Source organism: Sorangium sp. So ce119 (assembly GCF_051524405.1).
GTDB lineage: Bacteria > Myxococcota_A > Polyangia > Polyangiales > Polyangiaceae > Sorangium > Sorangium cellulosum_G.
The window spans coordinates 9,614,529-9,635,651 of sequence record NZ_CP150310.1 but is presented as its reverse complement, the minus strand read 5'-3'; the positions used below and the strand labels follow the sequence as shown (position 1 = coordinate 9,635,651).

Genomic DNA, 21,123 nt, shown 5'->3' with positions numbered 1-21,123 from the left:
ATAGGCTCGGGGGGCTCGAAGGAGGCGATGATGGCTCGACGACAGGGGTTTGGTACGGCACTGCTCTCGCTGGTCGCCCTCGCAGCCGGCTGCGGGGGGCTCTCGACGGAGGAGTCGCAGCAGCGCTGCGATCAGCTGCGCGACGCGGTGCCCTTCTGCTCCACCGAGGGGAGCTACGCCGCGTGCGTGAGCTGTCACGAGGAGTGCGGCGACGACTGCGCGGCATCTACGGCCTGCCCACAGACCTTTTCCTGCGCGGAGTGAGGGGGCGACGGGGCGATCCGGGCGCGCCCGCGCGCCCCCGGCCGCGCCCGTCGACCGGCGTCACTTGACCTCGACGCCGCAGTTGATGAACTCGATCGAGGTGTCGATCCGGAAGTGGGAGTCGGTCACGTGGCGCTCGGCGAAGAAGAAGTCGAGCTGGTACGTCTTCCCGATCTCCAGCCCGAGCTCGTCGAGGTTGACGATCGTGGTCTGCTCGGCGTGGATGCCCCCGAGGTCGACGACCTTCTCCCCGTTGATGAACGTGAAGACATCGTCGTCGCCGGCGAACGTGAACTGCTCGCCGCCCTTGTACTCGAAGCCCATGTGCATCTCGAAGGTGAAGTGGTAGTTGTGCTCCCGCCCCTCGTTGCCGAAGAGCTCATTGTCGATGGGGAAGAAGAGCTGGTCGTTGTACGTCCACACGCCGTCTCTGTCGGGGTCCTCGAACTGGAGCGTGATGTTCTTCGGCATGTTCACGCCTTCCATGTCGCGGAACCACATGTCGAAGTTCGCCTTGCCGGTCGTGGTCATGGTGCCATCGGGCCCGCCGGCGTAGACGGGCTTCAGGTCCTCTCCGAGGATGTCGGTGACGATCTGGTGGTCGTCGCAGTTCGAGCACTTGCCGGCGTCCTGCGGCTCCATGTCGGGGTGCTCCTCCTTGAAATCGCGCACCCGGCCGGTGAACTTGCCATCGCAGGACTCCCCGTTTTGCTGCCCGTTCTCTCCAGGGTTCCCGCCGCCGGCGCCGCCCGTGGTCGTGGGATTGACCGAGCCGAAGCTCTCGTCGTAACCCCCGGTCCCGCCGGGCCCAGGCCCGCCAGGCCCCCCGGGCCCGCCAGGCCCACCGGCGCTCTCAGACGACGAGTCCCCGCCGCTGCTCTGATTCGCCTCTGCACTGCACCCGCTCAGCACGCCCACAAGCGCAAGCACCGCCACGCAACCCGCCGTCGTCTTCATCGCCTTCATCACCGACCTCGCTCTAAGATGTCGTCCCAAGCCCCGGCGACAAAGTAGCATAAGGTCGCTATCCCGGCGTGTTGACGTAATGCGTCATCAGCGGAATTGCGCGCCTCCAGCAAGCCATTGAGTGCGCTGAGGCTGCTATTTTCTACCATCGATGCTCTCAGGGCATCATGGCCGGAGGCCGGTGGACCCGGATCGCTGAAATTGTTTGATCCCATACGTTTCTGCTCGTTCCGGTGAGCGGTCGGCGTTGAACCCGCCGGACGCGGCCTCGGAGCACCGCCGGGCGGGTCGGTCCCCCGGATGAGCGTGCTCGCCGCCTGCGCCGCGGCGCGACCTGCGGCGCGATCGACGTCGCGGGCCGGGCTCGACCCCATGACGGCTGTGCCCGGCGCTGCGAGCGACCTTCTCCCACAGGCGCGCCGGCGGGTGTGGACGCTGGATTGCATACAGGACATCGCACGGAACGCTGAACGCGTAACGCGGAAGGAGGATCCGACGATGGGTGATCAACAACGTGACGTCACGGAGCGGACGCACGCGCAGACCAGGGCGGGCGAGGGCGCGCCGTCGGAGGAGATCGGCCACAGCCCCGGGCTCGATCCGCCGGGCGCGCAGCCCGAGGACGACGACGCGGATCCCCGGGACGAGGCCTATGCCGACCGGCCCGCGGGCAACGAGCCGTCCGCGCCGAAGGACGGGCGCGAGCCAGTCGGGCAATCCGACTACACCGAGGATGCTTCGGCCATCCAGCGGCCACCGGCCGACTCCTGAGCTGGCCGAGGGCGCCCGCCGGCCGACTCCTGAGCTGGCCGGCGGCCGCCGGCCGACTCGTGAGCTGGCGGCCACAACCATGCTCACCTGAATCCCCTGCCACCTTCATCCTGCCCGCGCGAGCCTTCCCTCGGGCAGCGCGATTTCCCTTTCGCGTCCGCTCGATCACCGCTTTGGGCACCGCTTTGGGCACCGCTCTGGGCACCGCTTTGGGCACCGCTCTGGGCACCGCTGTGGGGGCACCGGCGCGGAGAACATCGCCATGTCCGGCGCGCCGGCACGAGGGGGCTCGACATCCGGGCACGCTCGGAGTACGCGGGGACCGCTCACGGAGAGACGCAGGTGCGCAGTGGACCACGAGACGTCGAGCGACATCGAGCCTGGCTCCAGCGCCGCTGACGCGCGGGAGGCCCGCCATGCCGCCGAGGCGAGCCCGTCGCCCGAGTGGGCCGACGCGCCGTCGACCCGCCCGCCCAGCGCCAGTGAGGCGATTTGCCCTGTCTGTCTCGAGCGCATCACCGCCGGCGTCGCCCTCTGCCCCGAGTGCGGCGAGCCGGCCGACGCATCGAAGAAGCCGGTGCGCGCCCCCTCGGTCCCCGAAGCCCCGCCGGACGCGAGCTGGCTGTCGCTGCACTGGCGCCCGCTCGTCACGATCGGCGCCATCCTCGGGCTCATCAGCACCGGCGCGGCGCTGCGCTACCTGGCGCCCCACCGGTTCTCGCCGTCCAGGGCCGCCACGGCGGTCCCCCCGCCGGCCCCTGTGTGCGGCGCCCCGTGCTGGAGCGGCGAGTCGTGCCAGCTCGGCCGCTGCGTCTGGCAGCGCCCGAACAACGTGGGCCACCTGGTCGACGCGCCGTCGATCGCCGGGCCCTTCACCCTCCCCAAGGACACGGCCGACGCGCTCCCGCTCGACCGCGATCGCTTCGCTGTCGCGCTGTCCTCCGGCCTCGAGGTGCGCAGCTCCAGGACCGGCGAGGCGCTGAGCCTCGTCACCGAGGCGCCCCACGTGCGGCGCCTTTACCGCGTGGGTGACGTCGTGTACGCGACCTCGCCCTCGCGTATCTACGTGATCGACGCCGCCACCACGCGGCTGCTCAAGACGATCGAGCTCGGCGAGGCCGTGGGCGACGTCGTCGTCGGCGCCTCGGGACGGCGCGCGCTCGCCTCGCTGCCGGAGGCGCACGCGGTGGCGATCCTCGCGACCGAGTACCACGCCGAGATCGAGCGCATCCAGTTCGGCGACGACGCCGTGGGCCCCGTGGCGGTCGACGACAGCGGTACCCGCGCGATCACGACCACGGGCCAGCTCCCGCAGCCTGGCCAGCGCGAGCCGGCGTCGGGGGGTGTCGCGTATCCGTTCGACCCGAGCCGGCTCGGCTCGGAGCAGGACCGCGTGCGCACCTCGATGGTGGGCAACCCGGCGAGCGCGCTCATGAGCCCGGACGGCTCGGCGGGGTTCGTCGCGCTCCGGGCCGAGAACACCCTGGTGCCGCTCACCTGGCTCCCGTCGGGCGCGGTGCGGCAGGAGGCGCGCATCACGACGTGCCGCGAGCCGGAGCAGATCGAGCTCGTCCGGAGCGACCGGCGCGCGATCGTGCGGTGCAACGAGGGGCGGGCGATCCAGGTCTTCGACCTGGCGAAGCGCGAGCTCCTCCGCGCGGTCACGTTCCCCGGCCGCGCGCTCGATCTGGCGGTCGCGCCGGACGGGGCGCAGGTGGTCGTGGCGCTGAGCGGCGACGGGGCCGGCTCGGTGGCGCTGGTCGACCTGAAGAGCTACGCGGCGAAGGTCCACCCGCTCGGCGGCGAGCCGACGCGGATCCGGCTCGCTCCGGACGGCGGCTCGGCGCTCGCGCTCGGCGATCGCGCCAAGGTCGCGTGGGTGTTGCGATGAGCGAGCGTCGCGTCCCGTGCCCGAGCTGCGGCGTCCGCATCGTCGAGGGGGCGCGCAAGTGCCGCGCCTGCAAGGCGTGGCTGGGCGAGCGTCCCCGCGGCTCCTCCGCCTCGCTCTCGGGCCGCGAGCCGCGCCTGGCGCGGGCGGCGGTGTCGGTGGCGAGCGGCGTCGCGGCCGTGATCATCGCCACCCTGACCAGCCTGAAGTCGCCCGTCGGCGAGGCCCCGCCGCTGACCGCGCTCACGCCCGAGGGCGCCGCCTCCTCGCCCGAGGTGCGCGACGACGCGCCGAACCCCGCCGCGTTCGGCCCGGACCCGACGCCGCCGCCCTCGCCGCCCGAGCCGACGGGCCGCTGGCGCGCCCGCGAGTTCCGGATCGGGGACGTCCACCCGCTCGACGTGGTCTTCAACCCGAGCGGCACGTCGATCTACGTCAGCGCGGACGACGCCTCGCTGCGCGAGTACACGCTCGAGAGCGGCGAGCTCATCCACAAGGCGTCGGTGCCGGCGCAGGGCGATCACATCCGGCTCCTGTTCGACCGCTACGTCGCGGTGCTGCGGCACGAGGACGCCGCGCGGATCCCGGTGATGGACACGACCGCGTGGGATCGCGACCCGGTCCTGCTCGACGTGGGGCGGAGCCCGGGCGACATCGTGGCGTTGCCGGACGGCAGGACGGTCGTCGCGGCGACGACGGACACGAAGCGGGTGACGAAGTTCGAGCTGCCGACGGGGGTGCGGCTGGCGAACATCACGCTCCCGCACGCGACGGGGCAGCTCTTCCTGGTGCAGGCCGAGGGGCGGCCTTACATCGCGGCGCTCGGCGCGCTGACGCACGCCGGCCGCCCTGCGGGCGCCTGGATCGACCTGTTCGACCCGAGCGAGTCGCCCTTCGGCGCGACGCGGCGGAGCATCGCGGTCGGGCGCGAGCCGCGCGAGGGCGACATCACCGCGGATGGCGGCGCGGTGTTCTTCCCGGACCGGCTGTCCAACACGGCGATCCTGCTGAGCGTCGCCGGGGTGACCGAGACGCGGAAGGCGCCTGTCGGCGTCGGGCCGACCGCCGGCTTCCTGCTCCACGACGACCGGTATGGCATCACGCTCAACGCCGACGGGCGGAACGCGAGCGTGATCGATCTGTCGACGATGGCGGTGAAGAGCACGCTGCCGTTCCGCGGGGTCCCGCGGACGGGCGTGACGTCGCCCGATCGCAGGACGCTCTTCGTGGCGCTCGGCGGGACGCAGTGGCCGCCGGTCGGCAGCGGCGTCGCGGTCATCGCGGACGACCCGCCGAAGGTGGTCGCGTCGCTGCCGACCGGCAAGGGCGCGTGCGCGGTGGCGGTCTCGAAGGACGGCGCGCGGGCGGTGGTCGCGTCCTACTGGGACCGGTCGATCACGGTGCTCGAGCAGCAATAGGCCTGCTCCGCAGCGGGCCTGATCGAAAACCGCGGGCGATCTCGTCCCGGCCATCTTCAGGAAACCTTCCTGCGCGGTGAGCGGGAGCAGGCTCAGCAGAGCCGACGGCGGTTCCGACGGTCGTCTCGTCGCGCGCGCGGCGAGGCCATGGCGGTCGTCCTCATGCCCTTCCTCCTGCTCTTCCCATGACCAACACGCATCCATGTCGAACGTCATTCGGTGTTCTTCTCGGCGCGAGCCTCGTTTGCCTGAGCGCGGCGCGGGCGTCGGCTCAGACCGCCGCAGACCCGGCGGCCACCGAGCCGGCCGCCGCAGACCCGGCCGCCGCAGACCCGGCCGCCGCAGACGCCGTGGCCGCGGAGTCGCCGGCCACGGAGCCAGTCGCCGCCGGGCCGGCGGCGCCTCCTGCGGCGGCGGACAAGCCCAGGCCGCCGCCGTATTCGTTGCCGTTTCAGCTTCGTCCGGTGGTCGCGGCGTCCGTCGCGCGCGCCGACTCGGTGACCGCCTTCTACAGTGCCCCCGGGGCGAGCGCGTCGGGCACGACGAGCGTGTCCACGCTGCTCTTCAGCTACAAGGTGACCGAGGATCTGGCCCCGCTCGTGCGGCTGGGCATCGTCTCGAACTCCCCGCCGGCGGGCGACTCGGGCCTCGCGTTCATGAACCCGGTCGTCGGCGCCATCTACTCGTTGAAGCTCGCGCCAGAGCTGCGCCTCGGCCTGTTCCTCGGCCTCACGGTGCCCGTGGGCTCCGGCGGCGGCAACACGCCGAGCCCCGAGATGGGCCCCACGAGGACGGCGGGGATCTACGCCCGCTCGGCGATGGATAACGCGATGTTCGCCGTCAACGATCTCACGATCTTCCCCGGCGTCGGGTTCGCGTACATCGCGCACGGCTTCACCGCGCAGGTCGAGGCCACCGTGCTCCAGCTCCTGCGGGTCCGCGGCGAGGAGGCGCAGCCCGACGCGTCGAAGACCAATTTCACCGCAGGCGTGCATCTCGGCTACTTCATCGTGCCGATGCTGTCGATCGGCGCGGAGCTCCGGCACCAGCGCTGGCTCTCGACGCCTGTGGCCGTGCAGCGGGACGCGTCGCGCGCGACGCGCGACACGACCACGGTGGCCTTCGGTCCCCGCGGCCACTTCAAGCTGGGCGAGACGATGTGGCTGCGCCCCGGCATCGCGTTCGCGATGGGGCTCGATGATCCGATGAAGGCGTCCGAGCACAAGATCCTGCAGGTCGACGTGCCATTCGCCTTCTAGCTCGCCGAACGCCGCGTCCACGGCTTCCCTGTCCGGCGCAGCAGCTCCGGCGAGGCTTCCCGGGTTGACGCTCCACGCGGCCCGCCCGATACCCTTCGCATGGGCACGGGGAACATCCTGGCCCCCGTCGGGGTCGGGTCGCGGTGGTGATCTCCTCGCCCCTCCGTGCCTGCATGGTCGCGCTGGCGGCGCTGCTCGCCGCCTGCCGTGGCGGCGCCGGCGCGCCTGACGCCGGGCCGGCGCCGGCGCCGGAGGTGGCTGCTGCCGCGCCGGCGTCCTCCGTGCCGCTCGCCCCGGTCCCCGCGGCGAGCGCGGCGGCGCTGGACGCGGGAGCCACCGCGTCGGCGGACGCGGGAGCATCCGATGCGGCAGCGCCGGACGCGGCAGCGCCCGACGCCGGCGCGGACGCCGCCGCCGCGGCGCCCGACGCGGGCTGCAAGCTCCGCCGGGGCCCGCTCGCGCTCTCGCTCCGCGGGCCGGCGCTGCTGTGGTCCCCGGACGAGAAGGCGCGCGCGGACTTCCGGGTGATCTTCAACCGCGACGGCGTGGCGCAGCCCGTCGCGCCGGCGTTCGCCGCGCTCGTCGGCTCGGTCCCGCCGCGCGACGAGGCCGCGATCGACGCCGGCGCCGGCAGCGGAGAGCCCGCGCGCGCGTCGTGGCCGGCCTGCGCGGTGGCCTCCGGGTTCGTTTTCTGCATGGATCAGGGCGGCACGATCCGGAGGACCCCGATGTCCGGCGGGGCGGCGCCGCCCATCGGCGCCGGGCGCCGGGGCACGGGGATCTCCGCGGTTCCGCTGCCCGGGGGGCACACGCTCCTCGCCTTTCTCTCGGATCGCAAGACCAGCGAGGGGGTCGTGACGCAGGCCTTCGCGGTGCTCGACGACAGGCCCGCCGTGCCGCTCTCCGAGGAGGGCAGCGGCGCGACGTTCGTCGCCCTGGCGCCGTGGAAGGACGGCGCGCTCGCGATGTACATCGACGCGCGGTCGGCGCTGACGCCCGTCCACGCCCGCACGTTGCGGCCCACCGCGGAAGGCAAGCTCGAGCTCGGCCCCGACGCGGTCCTCTTCGTCGGCGACGCGGGCGAGTCGCGGATGGGCGGCGCGCTCGCGATCGGGCCCGAGGGGCCGGCGTACGTGCTCCTCCCGGCGTCGAAGGACATGTCGGCGTTCGGCATGGCCGCGATCCGCATCGCCGACGCGCCGCGCGACGACATGCCGGCGGTCTGGTCGCTCTACCCGAACGGCCTCAGCCCCGCGCCGATCGCCGCCACGCAGGGCGTCTCGCCGATCCACGTGGCCCGCGTCCGGCCGACCGCGCGCGAGCCCGGGGCGCGGCACGCGATCGAGATCGGGCAGCTCGACGCGGAGGGGCGCTTTCAGGCGCGCTGCCTGGCCGTGGAGGGCAAGTCGTTCAAGCACGTGGCGCTCGAGGCGGACCGCGACGGCTCGCTCTGGCTGGCGTACACGACCAGCGCCGGCACCTTCGTCGAGCAGCGCGCCGTCGGCCCGTGAGGGCCGCGGCCGCGCTGGCCGATAACCCGCGCGTCTGCGCCGCGCTCGTGTCGCGCGGCGCGCAGAAACCAAGATCGACGCGCCGGTCTACCCGGAACTAGGAGGTATGAGAAGATACCCCATGGGCGCTCCGCCACGTTCTCCCCTCACGGCCGACCAGATCCGACCGGGTGATCCCTACGAGCTCTCGGAAGGAGAGCTGGTCGAGTGCTTGCCGACCGGGGAGCGCGGCGGGCGCGGCAACCTGGTGGGCGGCTCCGTGCTGGACACCGATCCAGCGGTCGAGTCTGCCGGTGTGGATGTCGGCGTCTCCGTGCGCCCGGACATGCTCCGGGCGCCGGACATCTCGGTAGGAAACGTCCAAGACAAGCCCGGATGGGCGAGCGCGGCGCCGCCGCTCGCCGTGGAGTACGCGGACACGGGGCAAGACGAGGGCGAGCTGCAGCGCAAGATGGTCGAGCTCCTCTCGGCCGGCACGCGCTGGATCTGGGTTGTCCGGCTGAGCGGCGCCCGGCGGGTCGAGGTGTACGAGGCGGGCGCGAGCCTGGCCGATGGTGGGGGCCCGTCCCCGGCGCCGTCGCGGGCTGGCGGGCGCGCTCGGCGGCAGCCCGCGCTGAGTCCGGCGCGGGTGGCGTACCCGGGCGAGGCGCTGGAGGCGCCGGGCGTGCTCAGGAACCCGGTGCCGGTCGAGGCGCTCTACGATCGCGAGGCGGCGCACGAGGTGACCCTGCGCAACCTGCTCCAGCGCAAGGGATTCGAGAGCCTGGCTGCGGTCCAGGCGTCGGGGCGCGAAGAGGGGTTGCGCACCGGCCTCCGGGACCTGTGCGAGCTGCTGGCCATCGAGCTCTCGCCCGAGCGCGAGGCGGCGCTCGGCGCCATGAAGGAGGCGGAGCTGCTCGCCTTGCGCGAGCGCCTCAAGCGCGAGCGCCGCTGGCCGTAGCCTCGCGCCCGTCCGCCTGCCATCGCATCGAGTCGAGTCGAGCGGACACGCGGCAAAAGGCCAGCTCCCGCCGGATATGCGCGTGTCACCCGCCGGTGAAGACTCCTGCGCTCCCGGCGCGGTCGAGCAGAGGAATCCGCTCGATCCACGACCCCTTCCGATCCCGCGATGTGCGCCAGGGCCCTTGTCTCAGCGCACGACAGCGCCGAGGCTGTTGCGCCACTCTCCCTCCTGGCGTAAGCCAGCTCCGTGGATCCGCGGATCCACTCCTGTCGTAAATCTTAAGGAGCCGAGATGAAGCTGGATTACGTGCCCACGGGCATTTTATGGCCCCTCGTGTCGCTGATCGCCCTCGGCCTTGCTGGCTGTGGTGACGACGGCAGCGGCGACTCCGGCGGTGGGTCGGAGAGCACCTCGACCGCCACCGGCGGCCAGGACGGGCAGGGCGGCGCGGGCGCCGCCACGACGGGCGCGGGCGCTGGCCCGGGCAGCTCCACGACGACCGGCGTCACCTCGACGAGCAGCGGCGATCCCGGCAACACGACCGCCACGACGACGACCACGGCCGCCACGACCGGCACGGGCGGCGGCGGGTCGGTGAGCTGCGGCTATCCCGCGGCGACCGAGAACGGATCGATCACCTTCTACACGCTCGACATGGGCTCGACCGAGGTGAACTGCAGCTACCAGATCACCGGGCGGAACCCGGACATCGTCGCGCACGTCCCCTTCGGCGGAGGGCAGTACTTCGCCGCCATGAACACCCAGGACTACGATTCTGCGGGGATGTGCGGCGCGTGCGTGGAGGTCTCCCGCGACGACGGGCGCAAGGTGCAGGCCATGGTCGTGGACCAGTGCCCGATCGCCACGAACCCGAAGTGCGTGCGGGGCCACATCGACCTCAGCAAGAACGCCTTCCTCCAGATCGGCGCCGAGCGCGAGGGGTACCTCGGCACCACCAACGGCGGCGCGGCGGGGAAGATCTCGTGGAAATACATCCCGTGCCCGACGACGGCCCCTGTCACCTTCCGCCTCAAGGACGCGACCAACCGGTACTGGAACGAGATCATCGTCGAGGGGCACGCGCACCCGATCGAGAAGGTCGAGGTGGAGATCAACGGCACGTGGCAGACGGCCACGCGGCAGTCGTACAACTACTTCGTCGTCGGCGACGGGAACATGGGGGCTGCGCCGTACCATGTCCGCGCCACCGACATCAACGGATCCGCCGTGGAAGCGATGCTGGACCTCAAGGCCGGAGATCAGCCCGCGAGCGCCCAGCTCCCCGCCTGCAACTGACCTGACCGGCATCCGGCCGATCGAGCCCTGCGCGCCGCGGGCGGCCGCCCAGGCCCAGCGGCGCGCCCCTCGCGCAGCGCGGCGGCGGATCTCACCGCGCAGGGCGCTCTGCTCGCCATGCACGAGCCTACCTCGCCGGAGCGCCCTCGCGACGCCGACTCCCCGCCTCCCGGGCTGGTAGGATGGCCGGCGCCCGCGGTCAGGATGGTTCGCGGAGCTCTCCAGGAGAACGCCGTGCAAGACCCTCGCCCCGCCCCGTCGCTGCTCACCGTCGACGACTTCGAGCGCGCCGCGCGCGCCCGCCTGTCCAGGATGGCCTACGACTACTACCGTTCAGGGGCCGACGAGGGCAGGACGCTCCGGGAGAACCGCCGCGCCTTCCGCCGCCTCGAGATCCACTACCGCGTGCTCGTCGACGTGTCCGAGCGGGACATGAGCACGACCCTGCTCGGCGCGAGGGTGCCATTCCCCATCCTCGTGGCGCCCACCGCCTATCAGCGCCTCGCGCACCCCGACGGCGAGCTCGCCTCCTCGCGGGCGGCCTCGGAGCTCGGGACCATCTTCACGCTCTCCACGCTCTCGACGACGAGCCTCGAGGCGGTCGCCGAGGCGTCGCCGGGGCCGAAGTGGTTCCAGCTCTACGTGCACAAGGACCGCGGCCTCACGCGCTCCCTCGTCGAGCGCGCGGAGGCCGCGGGCTATCAGGCGCTGATGCTCACCGTCGACACGCCGCTCCTCGGCCGCCGGATCGCGGACGTGCGCAACGGCTTCGCGCTGCCCGAGGGGCTCGTGATGGCGAACCTCCGCGACGCCGCGGCGTCCGCCCCGGCGGGGGAGCAGGGCTCGCTGCTCGCGGCCTACGTCGCCGCGCGACACGACGCCTCGCTCACGTGGCGCGACGTCGAGTGGCTCGGCTCGCTGACGAGGCTGCCCATCCTGCTCAAGGGCATCATCCGCCCGGACGACGCGGTCCGCGCCCTCGGCTCCGGCGCGGCCGGCGTCATCGTCTCCAACCACGGCGCGCGGCAGCTCGACGGCGCCCCGGCGACGATCGAGGCCCTCCCCGCCGTCGCCGACGCGGTCGCCGGGCGGTGCCCGGTGCTGATGGACGGCGGTGTCCGGTGGGGTACGGACGTGCTGAAGGCGCTCGCGCTCGGCGCCCGCGCGGTGCTCGTCGGGCGCCCCGTCCTGTGGGGCCTCGCCGCGCTCGGCGGCGAGGGCGTCGCGCGCGTGCTCGCGGCCTTGCGCGACGAGCTCTCGGTCGCCATGGCGCTCGCCGGCTGTCCCTCCCTCGCGGCCATCGATCGCGACCTCATCCGCCGACCCCACGCACGTTGCCGTTGCCACGACCGCTCTCAGGACCGATGAACGGTGCCTGAGTCGCACGAGCATAAAGTTTTCCAAGATCGGTGCTGTCACACACGACCGCACGCCGGATTGCTGCGCTTCCCTGGATGAACGGGACGCAAGAAAAGGTGGCGGCCACTCAACCTCGCCCGTAGACTCGGCGACGGTGAACAGCGCTGTACCTGCGAGGGAGCGGTGGCGGGGGCTCTTCAGGCGAGGCGCTCGCGCCTCAGGGGAGGTATCGGATCCCGGGGCGGCGGACGCGACCATGGGGATTCGCCTCCGGCGCTTCGCCGGGCCGGCCGCTTACCTCGACCAGGTCTCCTCGCTTCGCATTGCCCACCTGACCGATCAGCATGTCGGCCGGGTGACGTCGGTCCGGGTCCAGCGCGCGGCCGTGGCGCTCACGAACCTGCAGCGGCCCGATCTGGTCGTGCTCACCGGCGATTTCGTGTGCCACAGCCAGCTCTACCTCGATCAGCTCGAGGAGGTGGTGCGCGGCTTCGAGGCGCCGGTGATCGCCGTGCTGGGGAATCACGATCACTGGTCGGGCGCCGACGCGGTGAAGCGGGCGCTCGAGCGCGGGGGCGCCGCGGTGCTGTGCAACGCGAACACGGTGATCACGCTGGGCCATGAGCGGCTCCAGGTGGTGGGGCTCGACGACGCCTACACCGGCCATGCGTCGCGCGAGAAGGCGGTGAAGGGGATGCGGCGCGACCTGCCGACGCTGGGCCTCTCGCACATCGCCGAGGAGGCGGACGGGCTCTGGCGTCACGGCGTCCCGCTGGTGCTCTCGGGCCACACGCACGCGGGCCAGGTCACTGTCGCGCGCCTGAACGAGCTCTCGATCGGCAAGATCGCCGGGCATCGTTACATCCACGGGCTCTACGGCACCCGCAAGCGGGCAGAGCCCGGCCAGGGGGCGGTCTACGTGGGGGCGGGGATCGGCGCGGCGGTGATGCCGCTGCGGCTCGGCGAGCGCGGCCAGCGCGAGGTCGCGATCTTCGAGCTCGGCAGCGAGCCGGGGTCGTTCGACGAGCACCACGCCGAGCAGGTGCCGCACCAGGGGCGCAAGCCGTCGCCGGAGCTCCTGGCGAGCCGGGCGGCGCGGGTGGCGAGGAACCGCGAGCGGCGGGCGGCGCGCGCCGTCCGGCAGGCCGAGGGGAGCGCCCAGGGCGAGGAGAGCGCCCAGGGCGAGGAGAGCGCCGGCGGAGAGCCCTGAGCCCGCGCTTCAGGCCTGCCTGACCGGGTAGCTGGCGCGCGGCGCCGGCGTTGCGCGAGGCGGGGGCGCCTCGCGAGGCTCCTCCTTTCGCCCTGGCGGCGCTCCGCGTCAGCTCGCGTTGAGCGCGCGGCGCAGCGCCGCCTCGAACACGGCGCGCTCGTGGTAGATCTCGATCCCGCCGACGGCGAGCTTCATGAGCCAGGCGCCCATGGCCACGATCTTGGCCCCGACGAGCACGTGCTCTGTCACCGACGCGCTCTCCCGCACGGCCCGGAGGTACTCGACGAGGCGGACGCGAACGACCGAATCGTAGCCGGTCACGCCGGTGCAATCGAGGAACTCGTCGATGTGCCCGTGGAGCGCCACGCATTGCAGCGTCGGCTTGACGAGGCTGGCGAGGAGCGGAGCGTCGATGTGCCCCGTCAGACGGTAATAGATGATGTGGCGCCCTGGATACGATACCTCGACGCTGCCCCGATCGGACTCATGGCGGACATCGACGGGAAGTGGCGAGCCGAGCATGTCGTTCTCCTGCGCTCCGCGCCGCCCGGAGGTCCAGGAGATCGCCGTCGAGCACGGCTCCCCACCTTACGCGAGGTCGAGCCGAGAGACCAGCCCGCGATGCGCCTCACTCGACAGGCGCGCTCGCGCACGGGCCCCGCTGATCGACGGAGATGCCGGTGGCGGCCGCGACGCAGGCGTTGGAGTACGTCTGCCCGTCGCACCCGCACACGGGCGCGAGCTCCTTCGTGCAGGCCTCGGGCTTCTCCGCGCAGGTGCCGGCCGCGTCGGCGCGGCCGCAGATCGCGTCGGGCGCGTACTTGCAATACAGCCCGTCGTCGCACACGCGCGGCCCCCCGAGCGTGAAGCCGCCGCAGCTCTCGCCGAGCCCGACGACCGTCGGGCCGCACTCGCCGAGGCTCTTCACCGAGACGCCGGCCATCGCCGCGACGCAGTCGTTGCCGTACGTCCGACCGTCGCACCCGCAGACAGGATCGTAGTCCTGCCGGCACGCCTCCGGCACGAACTCGCACGTGCCGCTCCGATCATAAGCGCCGCAGTTCGCCTCGGGGGCGAAGTCGCAATACAGCCCCTCCGCGCAGCGGAAGCCGGCGATGCCGCCGCACATCGCGCCGGGCTGCGCGAGCGGCGAGCAGACCTCGCCGCCGCAGGAGAGGCGGAGCTCGACCTCGACGGGCGTCCGCTGCGAGAGGACCTGCACGACGTACGATCCGGTGCCCTGGCTCTGCCACGTCGTGGAGCCCTGTCCGAGCGAGCCCCGGACCCGCGGGACGTTCCGCAGCCTCCCGTCGGTCGTGACCTCGTGCACCCTGACGGCGACCGCGGCGCTCCTGCCGCCGGCGACGGCCCGCAGATCGAGCGTGATGGTCCGGCCCGGATGGCTCGTGAAGTGCGCGTAGACCGACTCCCCGCGGCCGACCGAGAGGCGGTTTTCATGATCGAAATACGCCGGGACAGCGGCGACGTCGCTCAGCCTGAGCGCGCCCTCGACTGTCCCCGTCTCCTCCGGATCCGCGACCTCGGCAGGGTCCGATGATGCCGTGCAGCCGGCGAGTGTTACAGCGAGAACAGCACCCAGAACATTCGCCATCTTCATGATCGTGAAAACTCCTCATGAGGAAACGGGCCCAGCGCTCCTGGCGTCCCCTCGGAAATGCGAATCGGCTGCGGGATGGACGACGCCGGCGCGGCCGCGAGGCGCGCTGTCTCGGCCCCTCATCCCGGGCAAGCGGTTGCTAGGACCCGTGGATGGGCCCGTCAACCGCTGTCCGGGAGAGCAATCCGAGCAGCGCTCGTGGCGCGACGGTCCTTCGTCCTGCGTCTCCCTGCGATGTCGCTGTGTCCTCCATGCCGCCGAGCTCTCGCTCGACCTGGGGTGGCAGTGCGTCGATATGTCCACACTCCAGCGCCTCGACGATCGCTCCCCTCATTCATCCACGTCGTCAGCTCTCATCGACTCGGCGTCTGATGTCCTCTGTCGTCCGCCACCTGCGTTTGCAATCAGCGTTCCCCGCGACATGAGATGAGCCCGCCCGCCGCTGCTCTCTGCGGCGCCGCGGCGGCGCGGCGCGCGGCGGCGACGGGGATCCGGGTCGGCCCGGGCGGGGCCAGCGGCGAGAAGGGGACGCGCACACCCTGTTCCCACATCACACGCGGTGATGAGGCGTTCCGCCACACGGCGTCGTTCACTGTACGACGCATCGCGGGGCTGCGGGGCAGTTTGCTACGGGGGCGGAGCGCTCGAGGCGACGCGAGGGTTCGGGGCAGCGGGGCCGTGACGGCCCTTGCTTTCGCTGTGCGAGCGCGGCTAAGTCTTGTCCGCTCGAATGGTCCGTCCCACCGACAAGACCGCGAACAACCGCACCCCGCGGGAGCTGAACCGCGCCCTCGTCCTCGACCTCGTCCAGGAGCACGGCCCGATCTCCCGCACGAACCTCGCGCGGCTGAGCGGGCTGACGAAGCCGACCGTCTCCGCGATCATCGAGGAGCTGCTCGAGAGCGGCAGCGTTCGCGATGTCGGGTCCGAGTCGCGCGGCGGGCGCCCGGCGCGCCTCCTGGAGTTCAACGACGACAGCGCGGCCTTCCTCGGCATCGAGATCGGCGTCGAGCAGACGGCCGTGGCCGTGGCCGACGCGCGCGGGCGGATGCGGGCGCGCCTGGAGCAGCCGGCTGTCCTGCGCGATCCGCACCGGACGGTCCGCGATGTGGTCGAGCTCTTGCCGAAGGTGCTGCAGCTCGCCGGGGTGCCGCGGAAGCGGCTTCGCGGCGCGTGCGCCATCTTGCCCGGGCTCATCGAGCGGCCGAGCGGCGTCTGCGTGCTCGCGCCCAACCTGGGCTGGGAGCGGTTCCCGCTGCGCGCGGAGCTCAGCCGCGCGCTCCGCATGCAGGTGCCTGTGTACAACCTGCCCCAGGCGGCGGCGGTGGCCGAGGGGGAGCTCGGCGCGGCGCGGGGGCATGCGTCGTATGTCTGGATCTACGTCGGGCTCGGCGTCGGCGCGGGGCTCGTCGTCGATGGGCGCCTGTTCTTCGGCATGCAGGGGTACAGCGGCGAGATCGGCCACTGCCGTGTGGCGAACGACGGCCCGCCGTGCGGCTGCGGCCGCCGCGGCTGTCTCGAGACGTTCACCTCGGTGATGGCGCTCCGGCGCGCCGCCGAGGCTGCGTCGGCGCGCTCGAGCGCGCTCGCCGCGCTCCCCCGGCCGCACGCGGTCAGCGCCATCGCGAGCGCCGCGCTGGCCGGCGACGAGGCCGCCCGCGCGATCTTCCACGAGGCCGGCGCGCAGCTCGCGCGCGGCATCGGGGTCCTCCTCAACCTGCTCAACCCGCAGCTCGTCGTGCTCGGGGGCGAGGCGATCGCCGCGCCCGACATCCTCCTCGCCGGCGTGCGCGAGGAGCTGCCGCGCCACGCCGTCCGCGCCGGGGAGGTGCCGGTCGTCGCCTCTCCGCTCGGCAGCGAGGCCGGCCTTCTCGGCGCCGTCCTGCTCGCGCGCGAGGGCGCGGTGCGCTCCCTCCGCCTCGTCCCCGACGGCGTCCTCCAGGACAGCGCCCCGTAGCGCCAGCGCCCCGTAGCGCCCCCGCGGGGCGCGAAGGCGGGCGTGCGGCTTTGTCAAGGGGCTTGTCGAAGCCGCCGGGGCCCGTTGGAGCGGCCCGGGCCTCGCCCACGGCGCCGGTCGGTGCTCCACGAGAAGAAGAGAATTGGAACCACAGAGGGCACAGAGGGCACAGAGGAAGAGAATGAATTATTGAGTCTCTCTCTGTCTCTTCTATCTCTATCTCTTCTCTCTCCCTCTGTGCCCTCTGTGCCTCTGTGGTTTTTCATCTCTTCATCCCATCTTCCACCCGCCGAGCAGCCCAGGCGGGCGACACACGCTCTCCGCGCGCCGCGCTGTCCGCGGTGGACGGCGCGCCGGAGCGCCCCTCGGCGAAGAGCGGCGCGAACGCGCGGCGCTCATGCCAGGTGAGGGCGCCGAGGAGGCCGAGGAGGATGACCGCGTTGACGCCGGCGCGGGGGTCGAGCAGCAGGTGGAACAGGGCGATGTTCACCACGACCGGCCAGAGCAGCGCCACCGCGAGGGCGCGGCGGCGGCCGAGGAGGAGCAGGACCGCGGCGGTGAGCTCCACCGCCTTGACGGCATAGATGTAGCCGCTGTCGACGAGCATCCGGGTGAACGGGTGGAGCGGCTCCGGGACAGGCACGATGCGGACGAAGCCGTTGATGCCGCCGAGCAGGACGATGAGGCCGAGGGCGATGCGGATGGCGTCGACAGCGCGAGGGGGCATGGGTCCTCCTGGTTTCAGGGGACCACCATGCGCCGCGGCGCGGCCGGCTCTTGTACGAAGTGGCTGCGAGCGACGGCGCCCGGCGTGCGGCCCAGCGTCGCGGCGACCGCGCGCGCGAGGTGGGCCTGGTCGTGGAAGCCGCCGGCGAGCGCGGCCCGGGCCGGCGCGGCGCCGTCCACGAGCGCCCGGACGGCCGCCATGACCCGCAGGAACGTCATGTAATCGCGCAGCGGGTGCCCGAACGCGTCGTGGAAGAGGTGGGAGAGCCGCGAGCGCGAGAGGCCCTCCGCGGCGGCCAGCGGGCCCAGCGCGGGGCGGTCCGGCGCCTGCTCCGCGAGGCGGCGCATGGCGCGCAGCACGCGGCGGTCGACCGGCGGCCGGTCCGGCGCGAACGCGCGGGCGCACGCGGTCATGAGCTCGCGCGCGGCGGCGTGGTCGAGGCGACCGCGGAGCACCTCGCGCGCCGCGGCGCGCACCCGCTCGGCCTGCGCCCCCTCGAGCGCGAGCGCCCGCCCGCGGGCGACCGCCTGCGCCCCCGCGCCGAGCCCGTCGGGCGGCAGGAAGGCGGTGACCGTCGGGCCGGGCGCGCTGATCGCGTGGGCGACGCCGGCGCCGGTGAGCACGGGCGCGCGCACCTCGAGCGGCCGCGCGCCCTCGCGCTCGACCCGGAGAGGGCCGTCGACCGGCACCACCAGCTTGACCAGGTGGAGGGCATGGCGGCGCGTCCCGCCGGCGTCCTCGACGACGTGCACGCCGCCCTCGCCGACAAGCGCCGTGTGCTCGCGAGCCGCCACCCGCGAGAGCCAACCACTCCGGCGCGGACGGCGCAAGCGCGCAGCAGCGGTGATCCGCCGCGAGCACCTGAATCCGAAATGAGGCGAAGCGCACGCCCACAAGCGCACGTGAACACGCAAACGATCGGAGCCTCGATGCGCTGTTGACGAAAAGTGACGAAAACTGTCGTCAACGCTGGCAGAGCCGCGCCGGGTCCGAGTAGGATCATCGCCAGTCGGGAGCGACATCACGGCGGATTGGGGCCGCCGGGGTGTTGGCGCCAAGGCCTCGTGCCGGAGGACTGGACGCATGTACAGCTACCTTAAGCATTGCGTTGTCGTGTCCATATTTCTCACTGTCGTGGCGATTTCTTCGTGCGAGCGGCCGAGCCACCTGGGTGGGAGCTGCGAGTCGACGGCCGACTGCGAGTCGGACACGCAGTACGCGCCCGGCACGGAGTGCGCGGACGGGGTGTGCACCTGCGTCCAGGAGGGCCACACCCTGTGCTGCGAGCCCGAGGACACGGCGCCTGACTGCTTTCTCGCGTGCCGGCCGTGCAGCGAGTGCCAGGAGGGCTGGTTCAGCTGCGCGCCGGGGACGGCGGGGACGGCGTGCGACAACGACGCGAAGTGCGCCGGCCCGCCGGACCCCCGCTGCGGCGTCGGGCGGTGCGTGGACCGGGTGTGCCAGGTCGACATCTACCCGGGCCCGCTGCCCTCGCAGGTACGCGGCGACTGCGCGCGGCTGGAGTGCACGCACGCGGGGGAGGTCGTGTCGAGGCCGGACCCGTCGGACCTCTACAACGATGGCAACCTGTGCACCTCGGATATCTGCTCGGAGGAGAACAGGCCTGTCAACGTGCCTCTCGACAACGGGGTCAGCCTCTGGGAGCTCTACAAGGTCGATCAGCTCTGCTACGAGGCGGAGACGTTCGACTGCATCGTCGAGGACAACCAGTGCGGGGCCGACCGCATCTGCATCCCGGTCGTGGGCGCGCAGCGCGGCGGGGGCTACTGCGCGCCGCGCCACTGCATCAACGCGCGGCGCGACCCGGACGAGGCCGACGTCGACTGCGGCGGTATCTGCAGGCGACCTTGCGAGAGCGGAAAGATGTGCACCGTCGCGCTGGACTGCATCTCCGGCGTGTGCCTCGGCAGCCCGGGGACGTGCCAGGGCGCGATGGAGGCCGACGGCGTGCGGAACGGGTCCGAGACCGGCGTCGACTGCGGCGGCCCGTGGAAGCCGTGCCCGTCCGGCGACGGGTGCGCGACGGCGGCGGACTGCGAGGCCGGCGTCTGCTGGGCCGGCGTGTGCCAGAGGCCGACGTGCCTCGACGGCGTGCACAACGGCGACGAGCTCGGCGTGGACTGCGGCGGGCAGGCGTGCCCGGCGTGCCCGCGCTGAGCCCGCGCTGAGCCCGCCGGCGCTGCCGTGGGCCCAGCGCGCCGGCCGGCGGCGCGTTGACGCTGCTGCGTGGAGCGGGCATACGGGGGTCATGCGCAGACTCGCTATCGAAGGGATGACCTGCGGCCACTGCGTCCAGGCGGTCTCGAAGGCGCTCGCGAAGGTGCCCGGCGTCACGCGCGTGGGCGAGGTGAGCCTCGAGCGCGGCGAGGCGGTCGTCGAGGGGAGCGCGACGGCGGAGGCCCTGCTCGCGGCCGTGCGCGACGCCGGCTACGAGGCGCGCGACGCGGGCTGACGCGGCGGTGCGCTGACGTCGCGTGCCGGACATCGGCCGCCTTTGATATGGTGGCGGCCACCATGACGCGAGAACAGGGTCACAAGGGTTTTCCCGCAGGGTTCCTCTGGGGCGCCGCGGCGGCGTCGTACCAGATCGAGGGCGCCGCGCAGGAGGACGGCAAGGGGCCGTCCGTGTGGGACATGTTCTGCAGGAAGCCGGACGCCGTGTGGAACGGCCAGACGGGCGACGTCGCGTGCGACCACTACCACCGGTACCAGGAGGACGTCGCCCTCATGCGCGACATCGGCCTCCGCGCCTACCGACTCAGCACCTCGTGGCCGCGCGTCCTGCCCGAGGGCACGGGCGCGGTCAACGAGCGCGGGCTCGCGTTCTACGATCGCCTCGTCGACGCGCTGCTCGAGGCGGGCGTCGAGCCCCACATCACCCTGTTCCACTGGGACTTCCCGCTCGCGCTCTACCACAAGGGCGGCTGGCTGAACCGCGACAGCGCGGACTGGTTCGCCGAGTACACGAGCGTCGTGGTCCGGAAGCTCGGCGACCGGGTGAAGGACTGGATGACGCTCAACGAGCCTCAGGTGTTCGCCGGGGCCGGCCACTACGAGGGTCGCCACGCGCCCGGCGACCGGCTGCGCTTCGCCGAGGTCCTGCGCCTGTGCCACCATGTCCTGCTCGCGCACGGCAAATCCGTGCAGGCGATCCGCGCGGCGAGCCCCGGCAAGTGCAACGTCTATTATGCGCCGGTCGCGCAGGTGAAATACCCCGCGAGCTCGTCGCCCGAAGATCTGGAGGCCGCGCGCGCGGCCACGTGGTCGGTGAACGCGCGCACGACGTGGACCAACACGTGGTGGATGGATCCCGTGTTCTTCGGCAAATACCCCGAGGACGGGCTCCGCCTGTTCGCGAACGAGCTGCCCGAGATCCGGAGCGGCGACATGGAGATCATCGCGCAGCCGGTCGATTTCTGCGGCGTGAACGTCTACTGGGGGTTCCCTGTGCGCGCCGGCGCGAGCGGCGCCGCCGAGGTCGTGCCGCACCCGGTCGGACATCCGATCACCGCCTTCGAGTGGTCCGTCACCCCCGAGTGCCTCTACTGGGGGCCGAGGTTCTTCCACGAGAGATACAAGCACCCCATCGTGATCACCGAGAACGGCCTGTCCACCCGGGACTGGATATCGCTCGATGGGAAGGTGCACGACCCCCAGCGCATCGACTTCATGGCGCGCCACCTGATCGAGCTCCGCAAGGCGATCGCCGACGGCGCGGTCGTGAACGGCTATTTCCACTGGTCCATCCTGGACAACTTCGAGTGGGCCCACGGCTACAAGCACCGCTTCGGCCTCGTCTTCGTCGATTACCCGACAGGCAAGCGCGTGCCGAAGGACTCGGCGCACTGGTATCGCGAGGTCATCGCCTCGAACGGCGCGACCCTCGGGGGGTGAGCGGGCGGCGGCCCTGAGCCA

Annotated in this window: 19 protein-coding genes; 14 read left to right on the top strand and 5 right to left on the bottom strand. The window is 72.5% G+C overall.

The features are described 5' to 3' along the window. The first annotated feature begins 27 nt into the window (after positions 1-27). Positions 28-264: a hypothetical protein gene (locus WME76_RS36430; RefSeq protein ID WP_437956790.1), complete on the top strand. Its 237-nt coding sequence runs from the start codon at positions 28-30 to the stop codon at positions 262-264. A 60-nt stretch (positions 265-324) separates the two neighbouring features. On the opposite strand, the gene WME76_RS36425 is transcribed toward WME76_RS36430, so the two are convergent. After that, positions 325-1,221, bottom strand: a complete 897-nt coding sequence (locus WME76_RS36425; RefSeq protein ID WP_437956789.1) for a fibro-slime domain-containing protein — start codon at positions 1,219-1,221, stop codon at positions 325-327. 507 nt (positions 1,222-1,728) lie between these two features. On the opposite strand from WME76_RS36425, the gene WME76_RS36420 reads away from it, so the two are divergent. The 9 genes from WME76_RS36420 to WME76_RS36380 all read left to right on the top strand — a co-directional run bounded on the left by WME76_RS36420 (position 1,729) and on the right by WME76_RS36380 (position 12,885). Further along, entirely contained in the window at positions 1,729-2,001 is a 273-nt protein-coding gene (locus WME76_RS36420) for a hypothetical protein (protein WP_437956788.1), read from the top strand. 349 nt (positions 2,002-2,350) lie between these two features. Then, positions 2,351-3,892, top strand: a complete 1,542-nt coding sequence (locus WME76_RS36415; protein WP_437956787.1) for a YncE family protein — start codon at positions 2,351-2,353, stop codon at positions 3,890-3,892. Continuing rightward, complete coding sequence (locus WME76_RS36410) at positions 3,889-5,307, top strand: YncE family protein (protein ID WP_437956786.1); 1,419 nt, start codon at positions 3,889-3,891, stop codon at positions 5,305-5,307. Before WME76_RS36415 ends, WME76_RS36410 begins: the two co-directional genes overlap by 4 nt. 350 nt (positions 5,308-5,657) lie before the next feature. Next, positions 5,658-6,566 (top strand): hypothetical protein, encoded by a 909-nt coding sequence (locus tag WME76_RS36405; RefSeq protein ID WP_437956785.1) that lies wholly within the window; start codon positions 5,658-5,660, stop codon positions 6,564-6,566. Between the two features lie 146 nt (positions 6,567-6,712). After that, on the top strand, positions 6,713-8,077 hold the full coding sequence (locus tag WME76_RS36400; protein WP_437956784.1) for a hypothetical protein: 1,365 nt from the start codon (positions 6,713-6,715) through the stop codon (positions 8,075-8,077). 106 nt (positions 8,078-8,183) lie between these two features. Continuing rightward, a complete protein-coding gene (locus WME76_RS36395; RefSeq protein ID WP_437956783.1) occupies positions 8,184-9,017 on the top strand; it encodes a Uma2 family endonuclease in 834 nt (277 codons plus the stop codon). Positions 9,018-9,326: 309 nt separating this feature from the next. After that, positions 9,327-10,316 carry an expansin EXLX1 family cellulose-binding protein gene (locus tag WME76_RS36390; protein ID WP_437956782.1) on the top strand — a complete coding sequence of 330 codons (990 nt, stop codon included), beginning with the start codon at positions 9,327-9,329 and terminating at the stop codon, positions 10,314-10,316. Between the two features lie 234 nt (positions 10,317-10,550). Then, positions 10,551-11,684, top strand: a complete 1,134-nt coding sequence (locus WME76_RS36385) for an alpha-hydroxy acid oxidase (RefSeq protein ID WP_437956781.1) — start codon at positions 10,551-10,553, stop codon at positions 11,682-11,684. Between the two features lie 247 nt (positions 11,685-11,931). After that, the gene (locus tag WME76_RS36380; protein WP_437956780.1) at positions 11,932-12,885 is read left to right on the top strand and encodes a metallophosphoesterase; all 954 of its coding nucleotides are present in this window, start codon (positions 11,932-11,934) and stop codon (positions 12,883-12,885) included. 108 nt (positions 12,886-12,993) lie between these two features. Here the strand turns inward: WME76_RS36380 and WME76_RS36375 are convergent, their stop codons facing one another. Both WME76_RS36375 and WME76_RS36370 read right to left on the bottom strand, forming a co-directional pair. Next, positions 12,994-13,407, bottom strand: coding sequence for a hypothetical protein (locus WME76_RS36375; protein WP_437956779.1), 414 nt, complete (start codon positions 13,405-13,407; stop codon positions 12,994-12,996). Positions 13,408-13,513: 106 nt separating this feature from the next. Next, a complete protein-coding gene (locus WME76_RS36370) occupies positions 13,514-14,503 on the bottom strand; it encodes a Kazal-type serine protease inhibitor family protein (protein ID WP_437956778.1) in 990 nt (329 codons plus the stop codon). A 730-nt stretch (positions 14,504-15,233) separates the two neighbouring features. Between WME76_RS36370 and WME76_RS36365 the strand changes: the two genes are divergently transcribed. Continuing rightward, the gene (locus WME76_RS36365) at positions 15,234-16,460 is read left to right on the top strand and encodes an ROK family protein (protein ID WP_437956777.1); all 1,227 of its coding nucleotides are present in this window, start codon (positions 15,234-15,236) and stop codon (positions 16,458-16,460) included. 262 nt (positions 16,461-16,722) lie between these two features. Here WME76_RS36365 and WME76_RS36360 read toward each other — a convergent pair whose 3' ends face one another. Further along, positions 16,723-17,187, bottom strand: coding sequence for a membrane spanning transport protein (locus WME76_RS36360; protein WP_437956776.1), 465 nt, complete (start codon positions 17,185-17,187; stop codon positions 16,723-16,725). Positions 17,188-17,201: 14 nt separating this feature from the next. Then, complete coding sequence (locus WME76_RS36355) at positions 17,202-17,981, bottom strand: helix-turn-helix domain-containing protein (protein ID WP_437956775.1); 780 nt, start codon at positions 17,979-17,981, stop codon at positions 17,202-17,204. Between the two features lie 319 nt (positions 17,982-18,300). On the opposite strand from WME76_RS36355, the gene WME76_RS36350 reads away from it, so the two are divergent. The 3 genes from WME76_RS36350 (at position 18,301) to WME76_RS36340 (ending at position 21,102) form a co-directional block, all read left to right on the top strand. Then, positions 18,301-19,365: a hypothetical protein gene (locus tag WME76_RS36350; protein WP_437956774.1), complete on the top strand. Its 1,065-nt coding sequence runs from the start codon at positions 18,301-18,303 to the stop codon at positions 19,363-19,365. A gap of 91 nt (positions 19,366-19,456) precedes the next feature. Next, positions 19,457-19,660 carry a CopZ family metallochaperone gene (locus tag WME76_RS36345; RefSeq protein ID WP_061615898.1) on the top strand — a complete coding sequence of 68 codons (204 nt, stop codon included), beginning with the start codon at positions 19,457-19,459 and terminating at the stop codon, positions 19,658-19,660. 62 nt (positions 19,661-19,722) lie between these two features. Beyond that, positions 19,723-21,102 (top strand): GH1 family beta-glucosidase, encoded by a 1,380-nt coding sequence (locus tag WME76_RS36340; RefSeq protein ID WP_437956773.1) that lies wholly within the window; start codon positions 19,723-19,725, stop codon positions 21,100-21,102. Positions 21,103-21,123 lie beyond the last annotated feature (21 nt).